26 protein-coding genes and 2 pseudogenes are annotated in these 21,938 nt (G+C 69.5%); 9 read left to right on the forward strand and 19 right to left on the reverse strand.

Annotated features, from left to right (window positions below):
• Nucleotides 1-10: 10 nt before the first annotated feature.
• The 4 genes from H9L17_RS05825 to H9L17_RS05840 form a co-directional block, all read right to left on the reverse strand.
• On the reverse strand, nt 11-481 hold the full coding sequence (locus H9L17_RS05825; RefSeq protein ID WP_187571397.1) for a F0F1 ATP synthase subunit B: 471 nt from the start codon (nt 479-481) through the stop codon (nt 11-13).
• Between the two features lie 130 nt (nt 482-611).
• Nucleotides 612-890 (reverse strand): F0F1 ATP synthase subunit C, encoded by a 279-nt coding sequence (gene atpE / locus H9L17_RS05830; protein WP_028838711.1) that lies wholly within the window; start codon nt 888-890, stop codon nt 612-614.
• Between the two features lie 79 nt (nt 891-969).
• On the reverse strand, nt 970-1,809 hold the full coding sequence (gene atpB, locus H9L17_RS05835; RefSeq protein WP_187571868.1) for a F0F1 ATP synthase subunit A: 840 nt from the start codon (nt 1,807-1,809) through the stop codon (nt 970-972).
• An 11-nt stretch (nt 1,810-1,820) separates the two neighbouring features.
• Nucleotides 1,821-2,216, reverse strand: coding sequence for an ATP synthase subunit I (locus H9L17_RS05840; RefSeq protein ID WP_187571398.1), 396 nt, complete (start codon nt 2,214-2,216; stop codon nt 1,821-1,823).
• Between the two features lie 359 nt (nt 2,217-2,575).
• On the opposite strand from H9L17_RS05840, the gene H9L17_RS05845 reads away from it, so the two are divergent.
• Nucleotides 2,576-2,791 (forward strand): DUF2061 domain-containing protein, encoded by a 216-nt coding sequence (locus H9L17_RS05845; RefSeq protein WP_187571399.1) that lies wholly within the window; start codon nt 2,576-2,578, stop codon nt 2,789-2,791.
• A gap of 62 nt (nt 2,792-2,853) precedes the next feature.
• On the opposite strand, the gene lpdA is transcribed toward H9L17_RS05845, so the two are convergent.
• The 3 genes and pseudogenes from lpdA to H9L17_RS05860 form a co-directional block, all read right to left on the reverse strand.
• Nucleotides 2,854-4,641 (reverse strand): dihydrolipoyl dehydrogenase, encoded by a 1,788-nt coding sequence (lpdA, locus tag H9L17_RS05850; protein ID WP_187571400.1) that lies wholly within the window; start codon nt 4,639-4,641, stop codon nt 2,854-2,856.
• A gap of 10 nt (nt 4,642-4,651) precedes the next feature.
• Complete coding sequence (locus H9L17_RS05855) at nt 4,652-6,061, reverse strand: dihydrolipoyllysine-residue acetyltransferase (protein WP_187571401.1); 1,410 nt, start codon at nt 6,059-6,061, stop codon at nt 4,652-4,654.
• A gap of 172 nt (nt 6,062-6,233) precedes the next feature.
• A pseudogene (locus H9L17_RS05860) lies at nt 6,234-7,111 on the reverse strand (DMT family transporter).
• A gap of 66 nt (nt 7,112-7,177) precedes the next feature.
• On the opposite strand from H9L17_RS05860, the gene H9L17_RS05865 reads away from it, so the two are divergent.
• From H9L17_RS05865 to H9L17_RS05875, 3 genes are all read left to right on the forward strand, one after another.
• On the forward strand, nt 7,178-7,660 hold the full coding sequence (locus H9L17_RS05865; RefSeq protein ID WP_187571402.1) for a YajQ family cyclic di-GMP-binding protein: 483 nt from the start codon (nt 7,178-7,180) through the stop codon (nt 7,658-7,660).
• 38 nt (nt 7,661-7,698) lie between these two features.
• A complete protein-coding gene (locus tag H9L17_RS05870; RefSeq protein ID WP_187571403.1) occupies nt 7,699-8,256 on the forward strand; it encodes a DUF1415 domain-containing protein in 558 nt (185 codons plus the stop codon).
• An 85-nt stretch (nt 8,257-8,341) separates the two neighbouring features.
• A complete protein-coding gene (locus tag H9L17_RS05875) occupies nt 8,342-8,593 on the forward strand; it encodes a putative hemolysin (protein ID WP_187571404.1) in 252 nt (83 codons plus the stop codon).
• 81 nt (nt 8,594-8,674) lie between these two features.
• Here H9L17_RS05875 and H9L17_RS05880 read toward each other — a convergent pair whose 3' ends face one another.
• The 5 genes from H9L17_RS05880 to H9L17_RS05900 all read right to left on the reverse strand — a co-directional run bounded on the left by H9L17_RS05880 (nt 8,675) and on the right by H9L17_RS05900 (nt 12,477).
• Complete coding sequence (locus H9L17_RS05880) at nt 8,675-9,355, reverse strand: HAD family hydrolase (RefSeq protein ID WP_187571405.1); 681 nt, start codon at nt 9,353-9,355, stop codon at nt 8,675-8,677.
• Nucleotides 9,352-10,062 (reverse strand): pseudouridine synthase, encoded by a 711-nt coding sequence (locus tag H9L17_RS05885; protein WP_187571406.1) that lies wholly within the window; start codon nt 10,060-10,062, stop codon nt 9,352-9,354. Before H9L17_RS05885 ends, H9L17_RS05880 begins: the two co-directional genes overlap by 4 nt.
• A gap of 120 nt (nt 10,063-10,182) precedes the next feature.
• The gene (locus H9L17_RS05890) at nt 10,183-11,244 is read right to left on the reverse strand and encodes a class I SAM-dependent methyltransferase (protein ID WP_187571407.1); all 1,062 of its coding nucleotides are present in this window, start codon (nt 11,242-11,244) and stop codon (nt 10,183-10,185) included.
• Nucleotides 11,245-11,467: 223 nt separating this feature from the next.
• The gene (locus tag H9L17_RS05895) at nt 11,468-11,914 is read right to left on the reverse strand and encodes a hypothetical protein (protein WP_187571408.1); all 447 of its coding nucleotides are present in this window, start codon (nt 11,912-11,914) and stop codon (nt 11,468-11,470) included.
• Nucleotides 11,911-12,477, reverse strand: coding sequence for an RNA polymerase sigma factor (locus H9L17_RS05900; RefSeq protein WP_187571409.1), 567 nt, complete (start codon nt 12,475-12,477; stop codon nt 11,911-11,913). The genes H9L17_RS05895 and H9L17_RS05900 overlap by 4 nt, the downstream gene beginning before the upstream one ends.
• Nucleotides 12,478-12,609: 132 nt before the next feature.
• Between H9L17_RS05900 and H9L17_RS05905 the strand changes: the two genes are divergently transcribed.
• The 3 genes from H9L17_RS05905 to H9L17_RS05915 all read left to right on the forward strand — a co-directional run bounded on the left by H9L17_RS05905 (nt 12,610) and on the right by H9L17_RS05915 (nt 13,878).
• The gene (locus H9L17_RS05905) at nt 12,610-12,936 is read left to right on the forward strand and encodes a hypothetical protein (RefSeq protein ID WP_187571410.1); all 327 of its coding nucleotides are present in this window, start codon (nt 12,610-12,612) and stop codon (nt 12,934-12,936) included.
• A 45-nt stretch (nt 12,937-12,981) separates the two neighbouring features.
• Nucleotides 12,982-13,248, forward strand: coding sequence for a DUF3297 family protein (locus tag H9L17_RS05910; protein WP_187571411.1), 267 nt, complete (start codon nt 12,982-12,984; stop codon nt 13,246-13,248).
• A 72-nt stretch (nt 13,249-13,320) separates the two neighbouring features.
• Nucleotides 13,321-13,878, forward strand: coding sequence for a DUF3016 domain-containing protein (locus tag H9L17_RS05915; protein ID WP_187571412.1), 558 nt, complete (start codon nt 13,321-13,323; stop codon nt 13,876-13,878).
• A 51-nt stretch (nt 13,879-13,929) separates the two neighbouring features.
• On the opposite strand, the gene H9L17_RS05920 is transcribed toward H9L17_RS05915, so the two are convergent.
• Genes H9L17_RS05920 through H9L17_RS05935 form a run of 4 tightly spaced genes read right to left on the reverse strand, consistent with a single transcriptional unit; the run spans nt 13,930 to nt 16,578 of the window.
• Entirely contained in the window at nt 13,930-15,198 is a 1,269-nt protein-coding gene (locus H9L17_RS05920; RefSeq protein WP_187571413.1) for an RNA polymerase sigma factor, read from the reverse strand.
• A 45-nt stretch (nt 15,199-15,243) separates the two neighbouring features.
• Nucleotides 15,244-15,651, reverse strand: a complete 408-nt coding sequence (locus H9L17_RS05925; RefSeq protein WP_187571414.1) for a VOC family protein — start codon at nt 15,649-15,651, stop codon at nt 15,244-15,246.
• A 35-nt stretch (nt 15,652-15,686) separates the two neighbouring features.
• Entirely contained in the window at nt 15,687-16,130 is a 444-nt protein-coding gene (locus tag H9L17_RS05930) for a VOC family protein (RefSeq protein ID WP_187571415.1), read from the reverse strand.
• Between the two features lie 28 nt (nt 16,131-16,158).
• Nucleotides 16,159-16,578 carry a YciI family protein gene (locus tag H9L17_RS05935; protein WP_187571869.1) on the reverse strand — a complete coding sequence of 140 codons (420 nt, stop codon included), beginning with the start codon at nt 16,576-16,578 and terminating at the stop codon, nt 16,159-16,161.
• A 156-nt stretch (nt 16,579-16,734) separates the two neighbouring features.
• Here H9L17_RS05935 and H9L17_RS05940 point away from each other — a divergent pair, with 156 nt between their 5' ends.
• The gene (locus H9L17_RS05940) at nt 16,735-17,112 is read left to right on the forward strand and encodes a YciI family protein (protein WP_187571416.1); all 378 of its coding nucleotides are present in this window, start codon (nt 16,735-16,737) and stop codon (nt 17,110-17,112) included.
• A 96-nt stretch (nt 17,113-17,208) separates the two neighbouring features.
• Nucleotides 17,209-18,075, forward strand: coding sequence for a DNA ligase (locus tag H9L17_RS05945; RefSeq protein ID WP_187571417.1), 867 nt, complete (start codon nt 17,209-17,211; stop codon nt 18,073-18,075).
• A gap of 13 nt (nt 18,076-18,088) precedes the next feature.
• On the opposite strand, the pseudogene H9L17_RS05955 reads toward H9L17_RS05945, so the two are convergent.
• From H9L17_RS05955 to H9L17_RS05965, 3 genes and pseudogenes are all read right to left on the reverse strand, one after another.
• Nucleotides 18,089-19,497, reverse strand: a pseudogene (locus tag H9L17_RS05955) (serine hydrolase domain-containing protein).
• A 152-nt stretch (nt 19,498-19,649) separates the two neighbouring features.
• Nucleotides 19,650-20,411 carry a class I SAM-dependent methyltransferase gene (locus H9L17_RS05960; RefSeq protein ID WP_187571420.1) on the reverse strand — a complete coding sequence of 254 codons (762 nt, stop codon included), beginning with the start codon at nt 20,409-20,411 and terminating at the stop codon, nt 19,650-19,652.
• Nucleotides 20,412-20,561: 150 nt separating this feature from the next.
• On the reverse strand, nt 20,562-21,788 hold the full coding sequence (locus H9L17_RS05965; RefSeq protein ID WP_187571421.1) for an MFS transporter: 1,227 nt from the start codon (nt 21,786-21,788) through the stop codon (nt 20,562-20,564).
• Nucleotides 21,789-21,938 lie beyond the last annotated feature (150 nt).

The raw sequence follows: 21,938 nt of genomic DNA on the forward strand, positions 1-21,938 counted from the left end.
CGTTCGGGCCTCAGAGCTGCGCGGCCAGTTCGTCGATCAGCGCCTTCTGGTCGTTGGCGTTGATCTCGCGCTTGAGCAGCTTCTCGGCGCCGGACACGGCCAGCGCGGACACCTGCTTGCGCAGGTCTTCCTTGGCGCGGTTGGCGGCGGCCTCGATCTCGGCCTCGGCCAGCGCCTTCTGGCGCGCGCCTTCGGCGATCGCGTCGGCCTTGGCGGCGTCGATCAGCGCGTTGGCGCGCTGGTGGGCCTGCTCGATGATCTCGTTGGCCTTGGCGCGGGCGGCCTTCAGCTCGTCGGCGACCTTGGCGTCGGCCTGCGCGAGATTCTTCTGCGCGTTGTCGGCGGCGGCCAGGCCTTCGGCGATCTTCTGCTGACGTTCCTCGATCGCCTTGATCAGCGGCGGCCAGATGAACTTGACGGAGAACCAGATGAGGATCGCGAACGAGATCATCTGGCCCAGCAGGGTGATATTCGGATTCATGTCGTGACCTGACGTTCCAAAAGGCCCAGTGCGCCGGGCCTTTCAAGGCTGCGCTGCGGCGACATGCCGCAGCGCGGTGTTGCCGGCGCGCGCGTCCCGAAGGTTGCGCGCGCCTTGTCGCCCAGCGCGATCAGGCGCCGGCGGCAGCCTGCACCGCGGCCAGCAGCGGGTTGGCGAACGCGAACATCATCGCCACGCCGACGCCGATCAGGAACGCCGCGTCGATCAGGCCGGCCAGCAGGAACATGCGGCCCTGCAGCATCGGCACCAGCTCCGGCTGGCGGGCGGCGGATTCGAGGAACTTGCTGCCCATGATGCCGATGCCGAGGGCGGCGGCGAGGGCACCCAGGCCGACGATGATGCCGATGGCGATGGCGGTGTAGGCCTGGACTTGGGCGATGAATTCCATGGTGGATCTCCAGTTGCGGTGCTTGCGGTGAATTGAAGGTGGAACGACGGAAGGTGAAGCGAAGATGCTGGAACGCGAATCAGTGGTGCTCGTGCGCCATCGCCAGATAGACGACGGTGAGCACCATGAAGATGTAGGCCTGCAGCAGGATGATCAGGATGTGGAAGATCGCCCACATCGACTGGAACACGATGCCCGGCAGGAAGGTGAACCAAGAGACGAACAGGCCAGCGATCAGCATGAACACCAGCTCGCCCGCGTACATGTTGCCGAACAACCGCATGCCCAGGCTGACCGGCTTGGACAGGTACTCGACCACGTTGAGGAACAGGTTCGGCAGCGCCAGCACGATCTTGGCGAAGGTGCCCTCGGCGTGGAACGGCGCGGTGAACAGCTCCTTGGTGAAGCCTCCCGCGCCCTTGGCCTTGATCGAGTAGAAGATGATCAGCAGCAGGACGGTGAGCGACAGGCCGAAGGTGGTGTTGATGTCGGCGGTCGGCACCCAGCGCAGATAGGTGTGGTGCGCGGCTTCCTTGCCGGCCACGGCTTCCACGGCGGCGCTGGGGATGTCCAGCGGCAGCAGGTCCATCGCGTTCATGAAGACCACCCAGACGAAGATGGTCAGCGCCAGCGGCGCGATGAAGCGGCGGTCGCCGTGGAAGGTGTTCTTCACTTCGGAATCGACGAACTCGACCACCAGCTCGACGAAGGCCTGACCCCTGGACGGCACGCCGGAGGTCGCCTTGCGGGCGTACCACCACAGCCAGAAGCTGGCCAGCAGGCCCAGCGCCAGCGCGACGATCCACGAGTCCATATGGACTTCGCCGAACGAGAACTGCTTGGTGTTGTGGGTCAGGTGATGGACGATGTAACCGGTCAGACCGCCGCCGGTTTCGCCGCCTTCAGGTGCCAGCCCCATTGCTTCCAGGATCACGCGTTCGTCCTCGTCGTACTGCGCTGCGCCACGAATCTCATCGAAACCACGAAGGCCGCCGCGGCCATCGCCGCTCCGGCCAATACCGGCACCGCCGGCAATTTCCACACCGCCATCGCCAGATACAGCCCGACGATGACGACCAGCCATTTCACCGCGGTGCCCAGCAGCAGGCGCCCGAGCGCCACGCCGGCTCCCGCCACGCCGCCGCCGAAGGCGCCCCAGGCGGCCAGCATGCTGCCCAGCGCCATCGACCCGCCGCCCGCCAGCGCTGCCAGGGCGGCGCGCGGGCCGCTGATGTAGCAGGCCGCCGCCGTCGCCAGCGTGGCGATGATCTGGAAGACCACCACCCGCAGCGCCAGCCGCCAGCCCGCGTTGACGGAATTGAGCACGCGGACGTTCCCTGCAAAATCAGCCGGTATCGGCACGGACTCGCGGGGCGGTTGCGAAAACCGTCCTGCGAAGCCGCCGAATTATAGCAGGCGCTCTTTTTCACCGGCAACCGCCAAAAGCTGCCGGAATCCGCCGGAACTTCCCGTCGTGGCGCCTGTCACAACCGTGGCGTCCGCAACATCCTCGTCGATCCCCGTGCGGGCGTGCGCGAAGCCCCGGCCCGTCCCCGGCCGGGGCTTCTTTTTGCGCGCCCGTCCGATCCGCCATGCAGGGCGCGGATCGCAGCCATCGACAGCCTCCATTGGACAGCGCGCGCTCCGGCGGTAAGATGAGAATAATTCCCATCTTCTAGGTCGCCATGCGCAAGACCCTGAGCTTTGCCGCCCTGCACTTCACGGTGGCGTTTTCGGTCGGCTGGCTGATGACCGGCAGCTGGCTGGTCGGCGGCGCGCTGGCGCTGGTGGAGCCGGCCTGCAACACGGTGGTGTTCCACTTCCACGAGAAGGTATGGAAGCGGATCGAGGCGCGCCGCAACGCCAATCGCACGCCGGATCGGGACGTCGTCACGGCCTGAACGAAAACGGCGCGGATCAGGCCGCGCCGTCGACGATGCCGCATCGGCGGATCGAGACCGCCCTACTTCTTCTTCGGGATGTACAGGTCGGTGATGCTGCCGTCGTACACCTCGGCCGCCATGCCCACCGACTCGCCCAGCGTGGGATGCGGGTGGATGGTGTGGCCGATGTCGTGCACCTCGCAGCCCATCTCGATGGCCAGCGCGATCTCCGAGATCAGCTCGCCCGCATGCACTCCCACTATCCCGCCGCCGATCACGCGGTGGCTGTCCTCGTCGAACACCAGCTTGGTGAATCCTTCGGTGCGCGACAAACCAATCGCGCGGCCGGACGCCGCCCACGGGAACTTGCCGACGCCGATCTTCAGGCCCTTGGCCTTCGCCTCGGTTTCGGTGACGCCGACCCACGCGATTTCCGGATCGGTGTAGGCCACGCTCGGGATCACCCGCGCCACCCATTCCTTCTTCTCGCCGGCGGCGACTTCGGCGGCCAGCTTGCCCTCGTGCGTGGCCTTGTGCGCCAGCATCGGCTGGCCGACCAGATCGCCGATGGCGAAGATGTGCGGCACGCTGGTGCGCATCTGCGCATCGACCGCGATCAGTCCGCGCTCGCCGACGCGCACGCCGGCCTTTTCGGCATCGAGCTTGCCGCCGTTGGCGCTGCGGCCCACCGCGACCAGCACGCGATCAAACAGCTTGCCCTCGGGGATGCTGTCGCCCTCGAAGCTGCAGGCGATGCCGTTCTTCTGCGCCTTGGCTTCGACCACCTTGGTCTTGAGGTGGATGGCGACTCCCTGCTTCTTCAGGCGATCGGCCAGCGGCTTGACCAGATCGGCGTCCGCGCCGGGGATCAGCTGCGGCATGAACTCGACCACGGTGACCTCTGCGCCCAGCGCGCGATAGACCGTCGCCATCTCCAGCCCGATGATGCCGCCGCCGACGACCAGCAGCTTTTTCGGCACGTCGGCGAGGTTCAGCGCGTCGGTGGAATCCATGACGCGCGGGTCATCCCACGGAAACGACGGCAGCTTCACCGGCTGACTGCCCGCGGCGATGATGCAATTGGCGAAGCGCAGCAGCTGCGTCTTGCCGTCGGCATCGGCGATTTCCAACTCATTTGCCGAGACGAACTTCGCCGTGCCCTGCACCGTCCGCACCTTGCGCTGCTTGGCCATGCCGGCCAGGCCCTTGGTGAGCTGGCCGACGACTTTCTCCTTGTAGTCGCGCAGCTTGTCGATGCTGATGCGTGGTTTTCCGAAATCAACGCCGTAGTCGCTGGCGTGCGCGGCCTGCTCGATCACGTCGGCGGCATGCAGCAGCGCCTTCGACGGGATGCAGCCGACGTTGAGGCAGACGCCGCCAAGGGTGGCGTAGCGTTCGACCAGCACGGTGTCGAGACCGAGGTCGGCGCTGCGGAACGCGGCGGTGTAGCCGCCGGGGCCGGCGCCGATCACCACCATCGCGCATTCGACGTCGGCCTTGCGGCCCGAGGACGCGGCGGCCTGCGGGGCGAGCGCTGCCGGCTCCGCCTTCGCGGCCGGCGCGGCGGCAGGCTTCGGCGCTTCGGCCTTGGCCGGGGCGGGGGCCGTCGGCGCCGCCGCAGTGTCGCCCGCCACGCTCTCGATGACGGCGATCACGCTGCCTTCCGTCACCGTATCGCCCAGCTTCACCTTCAGCGCCTTGATCACGCCGTCGGCGACCGCCGGGACTTCCATCGTCGCCTTGTCGGATTCCAGCGTGACCAGGCCCTGGTCTTTCTTCACGCTGTCGCCGACCGCCACCAACAGCTCGATCACCGGCACCTTGTCGTGACCGCCGATGTCCGGAACCTTGCTTTCGATGTCTGCCATGTCGCGCTCCTTACAGCATGGCCCGACGCAGGTCGGCCAGCAGTTGTCCCAGATAACTGGTGAAGCGCGCGGCGGCGGCGCCGTCGATCACGCGATGGTCGTAGCTCAGCGACAGCGGCAGCATCAGGCGCGGCTGGAACTGCTTGCCGTCCCACACCGGCTTGGTGTCGGACTTCGACACGCCGAGGATCGCCACCTCCGGCGCGTTGATGATCGGCGTGAACGCAGTGCCGCCGATGCCGCCCAGCGAGCTGATGGTGAAGCAGCCGCCCTGCATCTGCTCGGGCTTGAGCTTGCCGTCGCGCGCCAGCGCGGCCAGCTCGCCCATTTCCTTCGCGATCTCCACCACGCCCTTCCTGTCGGCGTCGCGCAGCACCGGCACCACCAGTCCGTTCGGCGTGTCGGCGGCGAAGCCGATATGGAAATACTTCTTGAGGACGAGGTTGTCGCCCTCCAGCGAGGCGTTGAAGGTCGGGAACTTCTGCAAGGCCGCCACGCAGGCCTTGATGAGGAAGGCGAGCATCGTCACCTTGCCGCTCTTGCCGGCGGCGATGGCCTTGGCGTTCTCGTTGTTGAGGGCGACGCGCAGGGCTTCCAGCTCGGTGATGTCGGCCTCGTCGTGCTGGGTGACGTGCGGGATCATCGCCCAGTTGCGCGACAGGTTCGCGCCGGAAATCTTCTGGATGCGCGAGAGCGGCTTCGTCTCGATCTCGCCGAACTTGGCGAAGTCCACCTTCGGCCACGGCAGCAGGTTGAGGCCACCGCCGCCACCGCCCGACGCCGCCACCGGCGCGGCGATGCCGCCGGCCAACGCGGCCTTGACGAACTTCTGCACATCCTCCCTGGCGATGCGTCCGCCGCGCCCGCTGCCCGCGACCTGCATCAGGTCCACGCCCAGCTCGCGCGCGAACAGGCGCACCGCAGGGCTGGCGTAGGGCACCTTGGCCGGCAGCACCGCGTCGGCCTCGAAGCGCATCGGCGGGATGCCTAGCTGGCCGGGTTCGGCCACCGGGGCCAGCGCCGGCACCGGCGCGCCGCTTTCCACCGGCGCGGCGGCGGTTGTGATCGACTGTTGTGTCAGGCGGTCAGGCGTGACCGACACGGCCACCGGCTCGACCTTCGCGCCAGTTTCCGCGCTGGCGACTTCGGGGGCGGCAACCGGTTCGGCGCGCGCGGCCTCGGCGCTCTCGATGATTGCCACCAGCCCGCCCTCGGAGACGGTATCGCCCAGCTTCACCTTCACTTCCTTGATGACGCCGGCGAACGGCGACGGCACTTCCATCGTCGCCTTGTCGGATTCCAGCGTGACCAGGCCCTGGTCCTTGGTCACCGTGTCGCCGGGCTTGACCAGCAGTTCGATCACCGGCACGTCGTTGTGCCCGCCGATGTCGGGGACGCGCGCTTCCTTCAGCTCGGCCATGGCCGGGACTCCGCTAGGTGGGAAACCGCCATGTCAGCACATCCCGGCGCGCGGCACAAATCGCAGCGCAGCAATTCCCATGTTTTATCCGGGCAATTACATTCTCAGAGCGAAAAATAGCGGAAACCCGCTCACGGACACGCCGAACAGATGGTTTTCATCCCTGGCGAAATCACGGATGTTCCGCTTCCGCATGCACCCGCTCCCGGCGCAACAGGTACAACCCGCTGGCGACGATGATCCCCGCGCCGACCCACGTCACCGCATCCGGCAGCACGCCCCACAGCAGCAGATCCAAGGCCACGCCCCAGACCAGCGCGGTGTATTCCAGCGGGGCGATGAGGGACGCCTCGCCGACCCGGAACGCCTCGGTGATGGTGTACTGGCCCAGCGCGCCGGCAACGCCGATCGCAGCGACGATCCACAGGTGCTCGCCGCGCAGCGCCACCCAGTCCGGCAGGGCCAGCGCCCCGCCCCCAGCGCCATCAGCGCCAGCAGCCAGAAGGTGATCGCCTGGGTGCTGTCGGTGCGCGCCAGCACCCGCACGGTGATCGCCGAGACCGCGTAGCCGAACGCCGCCAGCAGCACCGCGCCGCCGGCCAGGGTCAGCATGCCCTGCCCGGTCGGCCTCAGCACCACCAGCACGCCGAGCAGGCCGATGGCGATCGCCGTCCAGCGGCGCGGGCCGACCCGCTCGCCGAGGAACGGCACGGACAGCGCGGTGATCATCAGCGGCGCGACGAAGAAGATCGAATAGGTGGTCGAAAGCGGCAGGCGCTTCAGCGCGTAGACGAAGCTCGCCATCATCAGGATGCCCAGCGCGCCGCGCAGCAGGTGCAGCGGCCAGCGCACCCGCAGCAGCGCGCGCGGCCCCGCCGTCCACAGCGCCCAGGCCAGCACCAGCGGCAGCGACGCCGCCCCGCGCAGCGCCGCCACCTGGATCGGCGGGTAATGCGCGGACAGGGTCTTCAGGGCCGCGTCCATCAGCGCGAACAGCGCCACCGAGACCAGCATCAGCCAGAGGGCGCGGCGCGGCTGCGGATCGGGCATGGCGGGTTTCGGCGGCATCCGTCCAGCATGCGGTAACCTGCGCGCCCCGTCACCGTGCCGAATGCCATGCCTTCCTTCGACATCGTTTCCGAAGTGGATACCCACGAACTCACCAACGCCGTGGACCAGGCCAACCGCGAGCTGTCCACGCGCTTCGACTTCAAGGGCGTGGACGCGAAGTTCGTCCGCGAGGAGAACGTCATCAACCAATCCGCGCCCAGCGACTTCCAGTTGCAGCAGATGACCGACATCCTGCGCGCGCGGCTGATCGCGCGGAAGATAGACGTGCGCTGCCTGGAGTTCGGCGACGTGGAAACCAACCTGGCCGGCGCGCGCCAGAAGGTGACGGTGAAGCAGGGCATCGAGCGCGAGTTGGCGAAGAAAATCCAGGCCGCGCTCAAGGATGCCAAGTTGAAAGTGGATTCGCAGATCAACAGCGACAAGCTGCGCGTCACCGGCAAGAAGCGCGACGACCTGCAGGCGGCGATGGCCCTGCTGCGCGGACAGGAGTTCGAACTGCCGCTGCAGTTCGACAACTTCCGCGATTGATCGGCTCGCGCAAGCGCTCACCCGCAGAGACTGATCCGATGACGCAGGACACCACATTCGACGCCGAAGCGATCGAAACCGGCGTACGCCGCTGGCTGGAACGCGCGGTGATCGGCCTGAACCTGTGCCCGTTCGCCAAGGCCGTGGTCGTGAAGCAGCAAGTGCGGATCGTGGTCAGCGACGCCAGCACCGAACGCGCCCTGCTGGAGCAATTGGGCGAGGAACTGGCGCTGCTGCGCGACACGCCCGTCGACGCCATCGACACTACCCTGCTGGTGCATCCGCAGGTGCTGGCCGACTTCCTCGACTACAACGATTTCCTCGGCGACGCCGATGCGCTGGTCGAGGCGATGGAACTGGACGGCGTGCTGCAGGTCGCCAGCTTCCATCCGGACTACCAGTTCGCCGACAGCGCGCCGGACGACGCGGCCAACCTGACCAACCGCGCGCCGTATCCGATCCTGCACCTGCTGCGCGAGGCCAGCATCGACCGCGCGGTGGCGGCGTATCCGGAGCCCGACGCGATCATCGAACGCAACATCGCCACGGTGCGCGAGCTTGGCTTCGACGGCTGGGACAAGCTGCTGGAAGACTGAAAGAACATCCCGGCGATCGCCGCTTCGCGGAAACGATCAACAGAACCCGAAACGGCGTCAGGCCGTCGACACAGCAGGAGGCTCCATGAAGATTTCCTCCGGAAAAATCGCGCGCTTCTCCAGCGCCTTCGCGCTTGCCCTCCTTGCCGGCTGCTCCTCCAACGAACCGGGCCAGGCTGCAGCCATCGCCAACCCCGCGTCCGAGTATTGCGTCGAGCAAGGCGGCAAGCTCGAAATCGTCAGGGACGCCTCCGGCGAGAAGGGCATGTGCCACCTTCCCGACGGCACCGTCGTGGAGGAATGGGCGCTTTTCCGCCGCGACAACCCGCAGCGGTAAACGGCGGCATCCCGGCCAACGCAATCCACTCGACGACGACGCGCGGTGCGCACTGATGCGGGCAACAGCGCCCGCAAGACGTCAGGCGGCCAGGCGCGCTTCCAGCAACAGCCGCGCATCGTCCAGCGACGCGACGATGCGATGCCCCAGCGCGAGCGTGGTTTCATCCGGCGCCAGCAGATCCGGCACCTGCACCGGCGTCATGCCCGCCGCCAGCGCGGCGCGCACGCCGGTCGGCGAATCCTCCAGCACCAAGCAGAGGGCCGGCGCGACGCCTAGCGTTGACGCCGCCAGCAGATAAACATCCGGTGCGGGCTTGGGCCTTTGCACGTCGCTGCTGGTGCAGACCGCATCGAAGTACGGCAGCAGCCCGGCGGCGGCCAGCTTGCGCATCGCCAGTGGGCGGCGGGTGGAGGTCGCCACCGCGCGCGGCATCCCGCGTGCGATCAGCCATTCCAGCAGCGCGACGACGCCCGGCCGATGGTCGATGCCGGCGTCGGCGACCGCGTCGTACAGGACTTCCGCATGCGCCAGCAGCGCCACGCCGGCCGCGTCGCCGATGTGGCCCGCGAGCAGGCGCCGGCACAGCCCTTCCCCGCCGCCGATCATCCGCAGCCACAGCGTGTCCGGCACGTCATGGCCGAGCTCCCGCGCGGCCTGCGCCATGCAGGCGTTGATCGCGCGCTCGCTGTCCAGCATCAGTCCGTCCATATCGAACAGCACCGCCTCGGGACGGAACGGCAGCGGCGCGACCGCGCTCATGCCGTGTCCGTTGCGAACAGCACCGCACGCGCCGCATCGTCCAGCGTTCGCCACTCGCCGGCCGGCAGCTCGCCCAGCGCCAGCCCGCCGATACGTTCGCGATGCAGGGCGGCGACGTGGTTGCCGACCGCCGCGAACATCCGCCGCACCTGGTGGTAGCGGCCTTCGTGCAGGGTCAGCCGCGCGGTGCGCGCGTCGAGCGGCTCCAGTTCCGCCGGCAGCAGCGGCGTCTTCTCGCCGTCGAGCATGAGCGCGCCGCTGGCGAAAGCCGCCGCCTCGTCGCCGCGCAGTTCGTCCGCAAGCTGCGCCACGTACACCTTCGGCAGCTTCGACTTCGGCGCGATGATCCGGTGCAGCAGCTGGCCGTCGTCGGTCAGCAGCAGCAGGCCGGAGGTGTCGCGATCCAGCCGGCCGACGGTGGACAGCGCCGGGCTGCGCAGGCGGAAGCGCGGCGGCAGCAGGTCGTACACGACGCGGCCCGGATCTTTGGTCGAGCAGGTGATGCCGACCGGCTTGTGCAGCATCAGCAGCAGGCCGGACGGCGGATCGAGCGGCTCGCCGTCGATGCGGATGGCGTCGTGCTCGACCCGGTCGTCGGCGTACAGCACCTCGCCCGCCGCGTCGGTGACGCGGCCTTCGCGGAACATCCACTGCACGTCCCGGCGGCTGCCGTAGCCGAGGTTGGCGATGTGCTTGACCAGCTTCATTCGGATTCCTTGCAACGTATCGATGTCATCCATGGCGAAACCATGCAGTCTCCGGACACCATGGCCCGGCCATCCATGGCCGGTCGTTCAAAGGCGCAGCAGATGCCTTGAAGGCGTCCGCTAGGCGCGCGCCTTTTCACCTTCCACGATCTTGAAGCCGCCGTCCTGCGCGACGATGCGCACCCGCGCGAAGCCCGCGCCCAGCGCGTCCTCGTAGGGAAGATGGCGGTTGGCGACCAGCCACAGCCGGCCGCCGGGCTTCAGCGACGACGCGGCGGCGGCGATGAAGGCGCGGCCGATGTCGGGCCGCTCGCCGCGCCCCAGCGCGTGGAACGGCGGGTTGCAGACGATGGCGTCGAAGCGTTCGGCCACGCCCTGTTCGACGTCATGCCAGTGGAACGCCACTGGGACACGAGCGTCCGCCAGGTTGCGCCGCGCCAGCGCCAGCGCGCGCGCGTCGGCCTCGAACAGGTCGAGCGAGGCGATCCGCGGGCAGCGCGCCAGCGCCTGCATCGACAGATAGCCCCAGCCCGCGCCGAAGTCGGCCACGCGGCCCTGCAAATCGGCCGGCAGCACGGCGGCGAGCATGGCCGAGGCGGCATCCACGCGATCCCAGGCGAACACGCCGGGCCGGCTATGAAAGCCGCCGCCGGGCACGTCGGCCGAGGCGATCCGGCGCGGCGCGTCGAACTGCCGCCACTGCGCGACCAGCGCCGCATCGAAGGCCGCGCCGGGCTGCGTCCAGAACGTGCGGCAATGGAACTTGCTCTGCGCGGCGACGCCGCCGGCCAGTTGCTTCAGGTCGGCCTCGCGCGATTTCGCGCCTTCGTCGTTCGCCACCGCCGCGACCACCATGCCGCCCGGCGCTACCGCCACGCAGGCCTTCGCCAGCAGCGCGCGCGCTTCCTCGCGCTGGCGCGGCGGGAGTACCAGCGCCAGCGGGTAGGCGGCGTCCGGCAATGCGTCCTCGTCCAACAGGTCGATACCGAGGCGCTCCAGGCGTTCGGCTTCCGGCCGGAACGGTTGCGTCGCGACCAGCGCGGACGGACGCGCCGCGTGAAGGGCCGCGCCTTCGCGGGCGCGCAGGAACAGCACGCCGCCTTCGCCCGGCCAGCGCAGCGGGCCGTCGGCGAAGGGGTGCATGAGGGCGTCGAGGGGGTTGTCGCGCAGGCCGGAAGACATGGGCAAAGTTTACAGGCCCGTCTCTCGATGCCGTGCGCAGGGCACACCTTCCATCATTTCCGGAGGCGCAGGACTATCCGGAGAAAAATTCGGAGGTGATGCGTGCTCCTCCCCTTTGCGCGCAGCGCAAGGGGGAGGTTGGGAGGGGGTTGTTCTTGAGAAGCAAAAGCACCCCTCCCCAACCCTCCCCTTCGCCTGCGGCGAAAGGGAGGGAGTCATTCGCTCAAAAGGCCGGCGCGACCCACCGCCGCTTCATTGCGCCCAACCCCCAATTCCCCAGCAGGCAAACGGCAGCGGCGGCGCACCACCCCAGCGCCTCACCACCGCCCGGCAGCGTCGCCGCCAGCGCCGCCGCCCAGCCGCGCCCGTACCAGGCCACGACCACCGCCGCCGATAGCGCGAACACGAAGCCCAGCCCGCGCAGCAGGCGCTGTTCCAGCAGCGTGGACGCCTCGGCCCGCGCGCGCGCCTGCGCGGCGGCGCTTCTCGCGACGGCAGTCGCGAAATCGGGCGGCAGGTCCACCGGCGGCGCGCGGCGCAGCGCGCGGGCGATGCGCAGGTCGCCGGCATCGGCGTCGGGATCGCCCCGGCGCGCCTGCTCCTGCGCCAGCCAGCGCTGGGCGTCGATGGCATGCGCGGTGCGGTCGTGTTCGCGGTCGTGGGTGGTCATGCGGCGACTCCGATGCGCGGGGCGAGCAGCTCGCGCAATCTGTTGCGGCTGCGGAACAGGTGGCTCTTGATCGTACCGTCGGCCAGGCCGGTGATGGTCGCGATCTCGCCGATCGGCAGCTCTTCCAGGTGGTACAGGGTCAGGATCGTGCGCTGCAGCGGCGGCAGGCGCTCGATGGCGGCGTGCAGTTCGCGCTCGGCCTCGGCGCCGGCGTGCGCGGCGGCGAGGTCGAAGCCGTCGCCGATGTTGTCGAGCAGGGACAGGCCGTCCTCGTCGCCCGCCGGTTCCGCCAGCGGGATGCGCTTGCGCTCCAGGTGCCGCTTCGCCACCGAATAGGCCACCTGCCCGATCCACGACTTCAGCGGACTGTCGAAGCGGTACTGGTGCAGGTAGCGATGCACGCGCAGGAAGGCGTCCTGGCACAGCTCGCGGGTGTCCTCGGGATGCCGGACCATGCGCTGGATCACGTGCCAGCACAGCCCCTGGTAGTCGCGCACCAGCCGCTCGAACGCGCCGGGGCGGTTTTCGAGCACGGCTTCGACGAGGGCGCGATCGGCATCCATCCGGCATGGGATACGCCGAGGGGCCGGAGGGTTGCAACGGATTTCGAAATAATCGACTGCAACCGCCCGCCGCCCGGCCGTATCCCTTGCCCCGAACGGCCAGCACGGCCGCCCGACCCCAAGGAGACACCCATGAATTTCGAGCTGCTGATCCCGATCACCCTGTTCCTCTGCATCGCCTACTCGATCAAGGCCGTGGTCGATGCCCGCGTGCGCAAGCAGCTGGTCGCCAGCAACGGCGATCCCTCGCTGGTGCGCAACATCCTGGAAGGCGACGAAACCGCACGCCGCCTGTCCTCGCTACGCTGGGGCATCACCCTGGTGGCGCTGTCGCTGGGCTTCGGCATCGTCGAAGCGCGCGGCTGGGAGCAGATCACGCCGGGCGCGATCGCGGTGCTGGTCGGCGCGCTGGGGCTGGGCAACCTGGTCTTCTTCGCGGTTTCGCGCAAGCTGCGCTGATCGACTCCGGTATGCTGTCGGCCCCGCAACGCCGACAGCATGCCCATGTCCGACGCACCGCCCGACCGCCTTTCCAACGACCCGCGCAGCCCGTTCTACCAGCCGGAATTGCTGGAACGCGGCATCGGCATCCGCTTCAACGGCACCGAGCGCAACAACGTCGAGGAATACTGCATCAGCGAAGGCTGGGTGCGGGTGCAGGCGGGCCGCTCGCTGGATCGCCGCGGCATGCCGATGACGATGAAGGTCAAGGGCAGCGTGGAAGCGTGGTTCCTGGACGCCGCCGGGGAAGCCGAAACGCCGGCTGACTGATCGGCGCGGCGCACCTCCCGCCCGCGCTGCGGCGGGGGCACACTGCGGGCAGACCCCACGCGGAGAACGCCCATGCACGCCAAGCTCACCGCATTCGCACTGGCCCTCGCGCTGGCCGGCTGCGCCTCCAGCGGCGGCGCCAACATGCTGTCCGCCGACGCCCCCCGCGCCCTGCCCGACGCCGGCCCGGTCGGCGTCGCTTGGGCCGACCCGGCCACCTTCACCGAGCTGCGCCACAGCCGCAACCGCTGGGACAGCGAGCGCGGCAGCTGGCTGACCGATCTGGCCAAGTACATGCGCAAGCGCGCCGAAGCGCAGCTGCCGGCCGGCGAGCGCCTGCAGCTCACCATCGTCGACATCGACCGCGCCGGCGACTACGAGCCGTGGCGCCATCCGGGCCAGCAGGACATCCGCATCATCCGCGACATCTATCCGCCGCGCATGACCGTGCAATACAAGCGCTTCGACGCCAGCGGCGCGGTGGTCGCGGAAGGCGAGCGCAAGATCACCGACCCGGCCTTCCTCGTCAACGCCGCGCCGTTCAACGACACCGATCCGCTGCGCTACGAGAAGCGGATGATCGACAGCTGGCTGCGCCGCGAGCTGCGCGAGCCGGTCGCGGCGCGCTGAACCCACCGCGATGCGCCATGCGCGAAGCCGCCTGCGGGCGGCTTCGTCGTTTCAGGCGCAGGCGCAGGCGGCGGCGCGCGCCAGCAGCGTCTCGCGCTCGCGCGCATTGCCGGTCAGCGACGCCGCGCGAGCGAACTCGGCGCGCGCCTCGTCCAGCCGGCCCAGCTGCTGCAACAGGTCGCCGCGCACCGCCGGCAGCGGCGCGTAGTCGCGCAGCTTCGCATCGACCGCGAGCGCGTCCACGATCGGCAGCGCCGACGCCGCGCCCTGCGCCCGCCCCACCGCGACCGCGCGGTTGAGTTCGACCACCGGCGACGGCGCCACCCGCATCAGCCGCGCGTACAGCGCCGCGATCCCGGTCCAGTCGGTGTCCTCGAAGCGCAGCGCGCGCGCGTGGCAGGCCGCCAGCGCCGCCTGCAGCGCGTAGGCGCCGTCCGCACCGCCCAGCCGGCGCGCATGCTCCAGCGCCTGCAGGCCGCGCTGGATCTGCAGCCGGTCCCAGCGCGCGCGGTTCTGCTCGGCCAGCAGGATCGGTGCGCCGTCGGCCCGCGTGCGCGCGGGGATGCGCGAGGCCTGCAGCTCCATCAGCGCGAGCAAGCCGAACACTTCCGGCTCGCGCGGCAACAACCCGGCCAGCACCCGGCCCAGCCGCAGCGCCTCCTCGCACAGCGCCGGGCGCATCCAGTCCTCGCCGCTGGTGGCCGCATAGCCTTCGTTGAAGACGAGGTAGAGCACCTCCAGCACCGCATCGAGGCGCTCCGGCAGCTCCGCCTTGCGCGGCACCTCGAACGGCACCCGCTTCTCGGCCAGCGTGCGCTTGGCGCGGACGATGCGCTGCGCCACCGTCGCCTCCTGCTGCAGGAAAGCGCGCGCGATCTCCGGCGTGGACAGCCCGCCCAGCATGCGCAGGGTCAGCGCGACCCGCGACTCCATCGGCAGCGCCGGGTGGCAGCTGGCGAACAGCAGGCGCAACAGGTCGTCGCCGATGTCGTCGTCCGCGTAGCGCTGGGCATCGTCGCCTTGCATGTCGGCTCCGTGCAGCGTGAGTTCGATGCCGAATTCGTCCTGCTTGCGCGCATGCAGCAGGCGCTGGCGGACGTGGTCGATGCCCCGGTGCTTGGCCGCGGTCATCAGCCAGGCGGCCGGATTGTCCGGCACGCCTTCGCGCGGCCAGCGCTCCAGCGCGGCGAGCAGCACGTCCTGCGCCAGTTCCTCGGCGGTGTCGATGTTGCCGGTGATGCGGGCCAGCCGCGCCAGCAGCTTCGGCGATTCCATCCGCCACAGGGCGTCGAGACGGCGATGGAGGTCGTCGGCGTTCATCCCGCCGATGACACCATCGCCCGCCCCCGCCACGCAAGCGGCCGCTTACTGCTGCGGCGCAGGCGCGGCGTCCATGTGGAACACGCCCCACTGGTGGCCGTCGAGATCGACGAAGGCCCAGGAGTACATGAAGCCGAGATCTTCCGGGTCGTGGCCTTCCGTCGCGCCGGCCGCGATCGCCTTGCGCACCAGCGCGTCCACCTCCTCCCGGCTGTCCAGCGACAGCGAGAACAGCGCCTCGGTGGCCTTGCGCGGATCGGTGATCGGCACCTTGGACAAGGTGGAGAAGAACGATTCGGCCACCAGCATCACGCTGGTGCTGTCGTTGATGACCAGGGCGGCGCCGTTTTCGCTGGTGAACTGCGGATTGAACGAGAAGCCGAGCGCCTCGAAGAAATCGACGCTGCGCTCCAGGTCCTTCACCGGCAGGGTGACGTAGAGATTGCGGGGCATGGGATGTCCTTTGTATTGGATTGCGGAAGGTGCGATCAGCCTTGCGAGGGCGTCCAGTCGGCGGCGGCCACGACGTTGATCATCCACGGCACGCCGAACCTGTCGACCAACGAGCCGAAGCCGGGCGACCAGAAGGTCTCGCCGAACGCCATCACCGTCCGGCCGCCTTCGGACAGCCGCTCGAACCAGCGCCGGGCCTCGTCCGCGTCCTCGGTGTGCAGGGTGACGTCGAAACCGTTCTTCGGCTTGTCCACGTTGGGCGCCCAGTCGGTGTCCATGTCGGCGCCCATCAGCGCCTGGTCGCCGACTTCGAGCCAGCAGTGCATGAGCCAGCTCTTGTACTTCTCGTCGGTCGGCATGCCCGGCGGCGCGTCGGCATACGCGAAGGCGGCGGTGATCCTGCCGCCCAGAACGTCGGCATAGAACTCGAACGCTTCGCGGCATTGGCCCCGGAAGCTCAGGCTGGTGACGATTTTCATGATGTGGTTCTCCTCTGGCGGATAGTCGTCAATGATCGAGGCGTTCGCGCAGGCGGTCTTCCCGCTCGCGCAGCTCGGGGATGAATTCGGCGCCGAAATCCTTCGAACAGAACAGCGGGCGGATTTCCAGCTCGGACGGGCCGGGCATCGGGTTGGGGCAGCGCTTGGCCCATTCGATCGCCTCGTCCATCGAGCGAACCTCCCACAGCCAGAACCCGGCCACCAATTCGCGGGTTTCGGCGAACGGGCCGTCGATCACCCGCCGCTGCGGGCCGTCGAAGGCCACGCGCACGCCGCGCGAACTGGGATGCAGCCCCTCGCCGGCCAGCATCACCCCGGCGTTCACCAGCTCCTCGTTGAACTTGCCCATCGCCTCCAGCAGCTCGGTGCTGGGCATCGCGCCCGCTTCGGAATCGGCCGTGGCCTTCACCATCACCATCACTTTCATGTCGTCCTCCGCGCGGGCGGCGTTGCCCGCTTGCATGGAAGGCGACGACCGGCGGCGGCCGGGATCGACACGTCCGAAAAAATTCTTTCGCGCATTCAGTTTGTGTCGACCGAACCGGGCCGGCATCATCCGCGGGCCATTCCCGCGGAGCGCGCGATGCAGTACCTGACCCTGATCCACATCGATCCGGCGCTGCTGGCCGAACTGCCGCAGGACGACTACGACCGGCTGATGCGCGGCTGCTTCGAGAAGGCCGACGCCCTGCGCGACGCCGGCCACCTGCACGGCTCGCAGCAGCTGCTGGAGCCGGACACCGCGCGCACCCTGCGCGTGCGCGACGGACTGGCGCGGATCACCGACGGCCCGTTCGCCGAGACGCGCGAGTTCCTGGCCGGCTTCAACCTGATCGAGGCCGAGTCGATGGACGCGGCGATGGAGATCGCCCGCCAGTTCCCGTGGTCGCGCTTCGGCAGTATCGAGGTTCGCCCGGTGCGCGACATGCAGGCGGTGCGCGAGCGGGTGGGCGCGGCCTGAGCCGCGGGAAAGCCTGACCCCGATCCGCGCCGCGCGCCGACGGCGCCGCCGCGCTACGGGCGCGATGCTGGTTCCACGCCCGCATCGAGCCTCGTCATGGAGCCGCGCACCGCCCTGCTTGCCCTGCTGCTGTCGACCGCGCTGCTGTCGCCATCGCCCGCGTTCGCGTCGTCCTCGCTGCCCGCGCCGATGCTGGCGACCCGCTTCCACGACAGCGGCGATCTCTCCACCTGGCTGGTCAGCGAAAAGCTCGACGGCGTGCGCGCCCGCTGGGACGGCCGCCGGCTGCTGACCCGCAACGGCGATCCCATCGACGCGCCGGGCTGGTTCACCGCCGGCTGGCCGGCGCAGGCCATCGACGGCGAACTGTGGATCGCGCACGGCCGCTTCCAGCAGGTCAGCGACCTGGTGCGCGCCCTGCGCCCGGACGAGGCCGGCTGGCGCACCGTCCGCTTCATGGCCTTCGATCTGCCCGGCAACGCCGGCGCGTTTTCGCAGCGCGCAAACCGCCTGCGCTCGCTGGTCGCGCAGGCGAACGCGCCGCAGCTGCACGCCATCGCGCAGACCAGCATGAACAGCCGCGCCGCGCTCGACGCCCGCCTGCACGCGGTGGTGGCCGCTGGCGGCGAAGGGCTGATGCTGCATCGCGCGAACGCCCACTACCGCGGCGGGCGCAGCGACGACCTGCGCAAGTACAAGCCCGCCGACGATGCCGAGGCCCGCGTCGTCGGCTACCGCCCCGGCCAGGGCAAATACGCCGGCATGGTCGGCGCGCTGCTGGTGGAGGACGCGCACGGCCGCCGCTTCGCGCTGGGAAGCGGCCTGTCCGACGCCGAGCGCCGGCATCCGCCACGCCAGGGCCAGTGGGTCACCTTCCGCTACAACGGCCTGACCGCCAAGGGCACGCCGCGCTTCGCCCGCTATCTGCGCGTGCGCGGGGAGTTGCCCCGCGCACGCGACTGACTCGCTCACTGACTCACCGCCCCAGCGGCATCCGCGCGGTGTAGTAATCGACCAGTCGCTCCACTTCCGGCGGATCGAGGTTGGCGAGGCCGATCACGATCTCGTCCTGCGCCGGAAAGAGTTCCAGCGCGCCGTTCATCCCTTCCGCACCGCCGCCGTGGCCGAAGCCGGCCACGCCCTGGCGCTCGCCGACCATGAAGCCGTAGCCGTACCACGGTGTCTGCCGGCGCGTGGCCTCGGCCAGCAGCGCGGGCGGCAGCAGCTTGCCGGCGCGCAGCGCGCGAGCGAACTTCAGCAGGTCGGCCGCGGTGCTGTAGCCGCCGCCGGCCGCGGTGCCGCGGTGCCGCGGTATGGCAGGGTGCCGGCGGCGTCGATCCATTTGCCGTCCTTGCGCGTGTAGGCATGCGCGCGTCCAGGCACCTCGGCGTCCTCCGGCAGCGAACCGGTGTCGCGCATGCCGGCGGGCGCGAAGACGTGCTGCTCGACGTAGTCGTAGTACGACTGCCCGCTGACGTGCTCGATGATGTCGCCCAACAGCACGTAGCCGTAGTTCGAGTATTCGTAGCCCTTGCCCGGCGGCTGGGTCGGGCCGCGCGCCCCGTACAGGCGCACGTAGTCGTCATGGGTCTTCAGCGACAGCCGATGCTTGTCGAACTCGGGCCCGAAGATGTCGCCGGTGCCACCGGCGTGCGTCAGTAACTGGCGGATCATGACCTTGGCGATTTCCGCGTTCGGATAGCCCGGCAGGTACTGGCCGACGCTGCCGTCCAGCGACAGCTTGCCGGCATTCACCAGTTGCAGCACGGCCACCGCGGTGAACATCTTGTCCATCGAACCAAGACGGAACCTGGTGTCCAGTGTCACCGGCGTGCCGGCGGCGCGATCCGCGAGCCCCCACGCGCGCTGCAGCAGCACCTCGTCGCCATGCGCGACCAGCAGCACGCCGGAAAACGCATCCTTCGCCGCGTCCGCGTCCGCCTTGGCGGCCAGCGCCGTGATCGCGCGCGCATGGTCCAATCGCGGAATGCGCAGGTCGGCGGGCCGTTCGATCGCCTCGATATCCAACGCCAGCGGCTTGCCCTCGCGCAGCGTCACCCGCGCGACGGTTTCCGATTCCGCCTCCTGCACCAGCGCGCGCGCCGATCCCGGCGCGGACGGCTCGCGCCGAAGCAGGCGGAAACCGCCGGTCTGGCCGTGGAAATCAAGCATGCCGTTCACGTCGAACGTGGGCAGATAGCGATCGCGGAACGCTTCCAGCCGCGCGTGATCGTTCGCGTTGAAGGCGTCGAGCCACGCGTCCAGCGCCTGTCGCGCGGGATCGCTGGCAGGCGCGATGGCCTGGGCTGCGGCAGGCGCCGTTGATTGAGCGTGCGCCGCCAGGGGTAGCAGCGCGGCGAGAAGCAAGGCGAAGCAACCGGCCATGATGCGATTCCGGAGAAAGGTGCTTATCCGGATACGGTCGGCGCACGGCCGGTTGCATGCTTCTACTCCCGACGCACACCGGGTGGCACCACCCGATGCGCGCTTTCACGCCGAACGGCGCGACCGGCAAGCCGCGCTGCCGCGTTGCGCCGTCAGGGCTTGCGGTACAGATGCACGAAACGATCCGTCTTGCCGCGGATCGCCGGATCGAACACGTTCTTGCTGTGGTCGTCGGCCGGGTTGCGCAGCATCGGCATCGCCGCTTCCCATTGCAGGCCGTGCTTGCGGAAGTCGGCGATGGCGAACTGTTCGTCGATGCGGTGCAGGGTTTGCGCATCATTGCTGCCGGTGCCGGACTTCGCGCTGTGGTCCACCACCAACAGCACGCCGCCGGGCTTGAGCGCGCGCACGATCTGGTCGAGGAACTGGCCGGCGTCGATCTTCGGCCAGCCTTCCTTCTCGTCCACCCAGTAGAGGTCGTGGTAGGACATCACGATCACCGCGCCGTCCAGCACGTTCTCGCCCATGCCCAGCGCGTCGCTGGGGCCGACGACGTGAACCACGTTGGGCAGGCGGTCGTTGGCGAGGCGCTCGGCCAGCGCCTTCTTGCCGAAGGCCTCGTAGCCGGTGTTGTTGACCAGCAGCACCTTGCCGTTCGGACCGACGATGCCGGACAGGATCTCGCTGTAGTAGCCGCCGCCAGCCAGCAGGTCGGCCACGGTGTCGCCGCGCTTGAACTTCGCCAGCGCCAGTACCTCGGCGGGCTTGTCGCGGGCGTCGCGCTCGCGGTCGGCGGCGCTGCGCGCGGGATTGGCGAGCACGCGCTCGATGCCGGCGGATTCGTTGATGCTGACGCCGGCGCAGCCGGACAGCGTGGCGACGGCAAGGCAGGTGGCAAGCAGGGGCAAGCGCATGGCGGGTTCCCGGTGGATGTTTCGCGCATCATGCGCCATCCGCGTCTGCGGGCGCGGGCCGGAGGTCATGCGCGAAGGCATGCGGGACTCGGCCGTTCATCCGCGCCGTTAGCAGATCGGCACGTCCGGCACGCGCCGCCTGTTTCGAGGTCAGTCCGTCGCAGCGACGCCCGTCGCCAATGCCGCACGCCGCTCGCGCCGCGCGACCAGATACACCAGCAGCCCGCCCACCGCCGTCGCCGCGCCGACATAGCCGGTCGAAGTCCAGCCGTAGCCGGCGGTGATCGCCATCCCGCCCAGCCACGGGCCCAGCGCATTGGCGGTGTTGAAGGCGGAATGGTTGGAGGCCGCCGCCAGCGTCTGCGCGTCGCCGGCCACGTCCATCAGGTGCGATTGCAGGATGGTGGCGAGCGCGCCCATCGTGCCCACCGCCAGCACCGCCGGCAGCACCGTCCACACCGAATGCGCCGCCCACGGATACAGCAACAGGACGGCGATCGACCACAACAGCACCAGCGCCGCGGCGCGGAAGCCGAAGCGGTCGAACAGCCAGCCGCCGGCCAGCGATCCCACGATGCTGCCGACGCCGAACACCACCAGCCCGGCCGGCACGAAGGCTTCGCTGACGCCGGTCACCTGCACCAGCGTCGGCGGCAGGTAGCTGAACACCGCGAACATGCCGGCAAAGCCAATGGCGCCGATGCCCAGCGCCAGCCACACCGGCGCGCGGTTGAAGGCGCGCAGTTCGCGCCTGGCGTCGGTGCGCGGCGCGCCCATGCCGGACGGCAGGCGCCACGCGGTCATCGCCACGGTGGCCAGCGCGATCGCCGCCACCAGCACGAACGCCACCCGCCAGCTCCACGTCTGTCCCATCCACGTCGCCAGCGGATTACCCACCAGCAGCGCCACCGACAGTCCCAGCATCACCTTGCCGACCGCGATGCCGCGCTGCTCCGGCGGGCTGACGTGCGCGGCCACCAGCGCCGCCACGCCGAAGTAGGCGCCGTGCGGCAAACCGGCGACGAAGCGGAACGCCATCATCCAGTGGTAGGACGGCGACAGCGCGCTGGCCAGGTTGCCGACCGCGTAGAAGCCCATCAGGCACAGCAGCAGGCTGCGGCGGCGCATGTTCGCGCCGAGGATCGCCAGCAGCGGCGCGCCCACCACCACGCCCAGCGCGTAGGCGCTGACCACGTGGCCAACCTGCGGCTCGGTGACGCCGAAGCCGCGCGCGATCTCGCTGATCAGGCCCATCACCACGAATTCGCTGGTGCCGATGGCGAAGCCGCCCATCGACAGTGCGAACAGCACCCACGCGGCCTGGCGCGGGGTCAGCGGGGCGTGCGGGGGTGGCGCGGTTCCGGTGGCAGTCGTCATCCGCGCATTGTGCATCGCAACATCCCCGGCATGGCGTGAATACGATCGCAGCGCGCGCTTCGGCGCGCCGATCCCCGCGTTCGTCGCCGGGCCGGCGGCTTCGTCGCACGTCCGCTTCCGCCTGCGGCCGACGCGGCTATCCTCGCCGCC

Source organism: Thermomonas brevis, from assembly GCF_014395425.1.
Taxonomy (GTDB): Bacteria; Pseudomonadota; Gammaproteobacteria; order Xanthomonadales; family Xanthomonadaceae; genus Thermomonas; species Thermomonas brevis.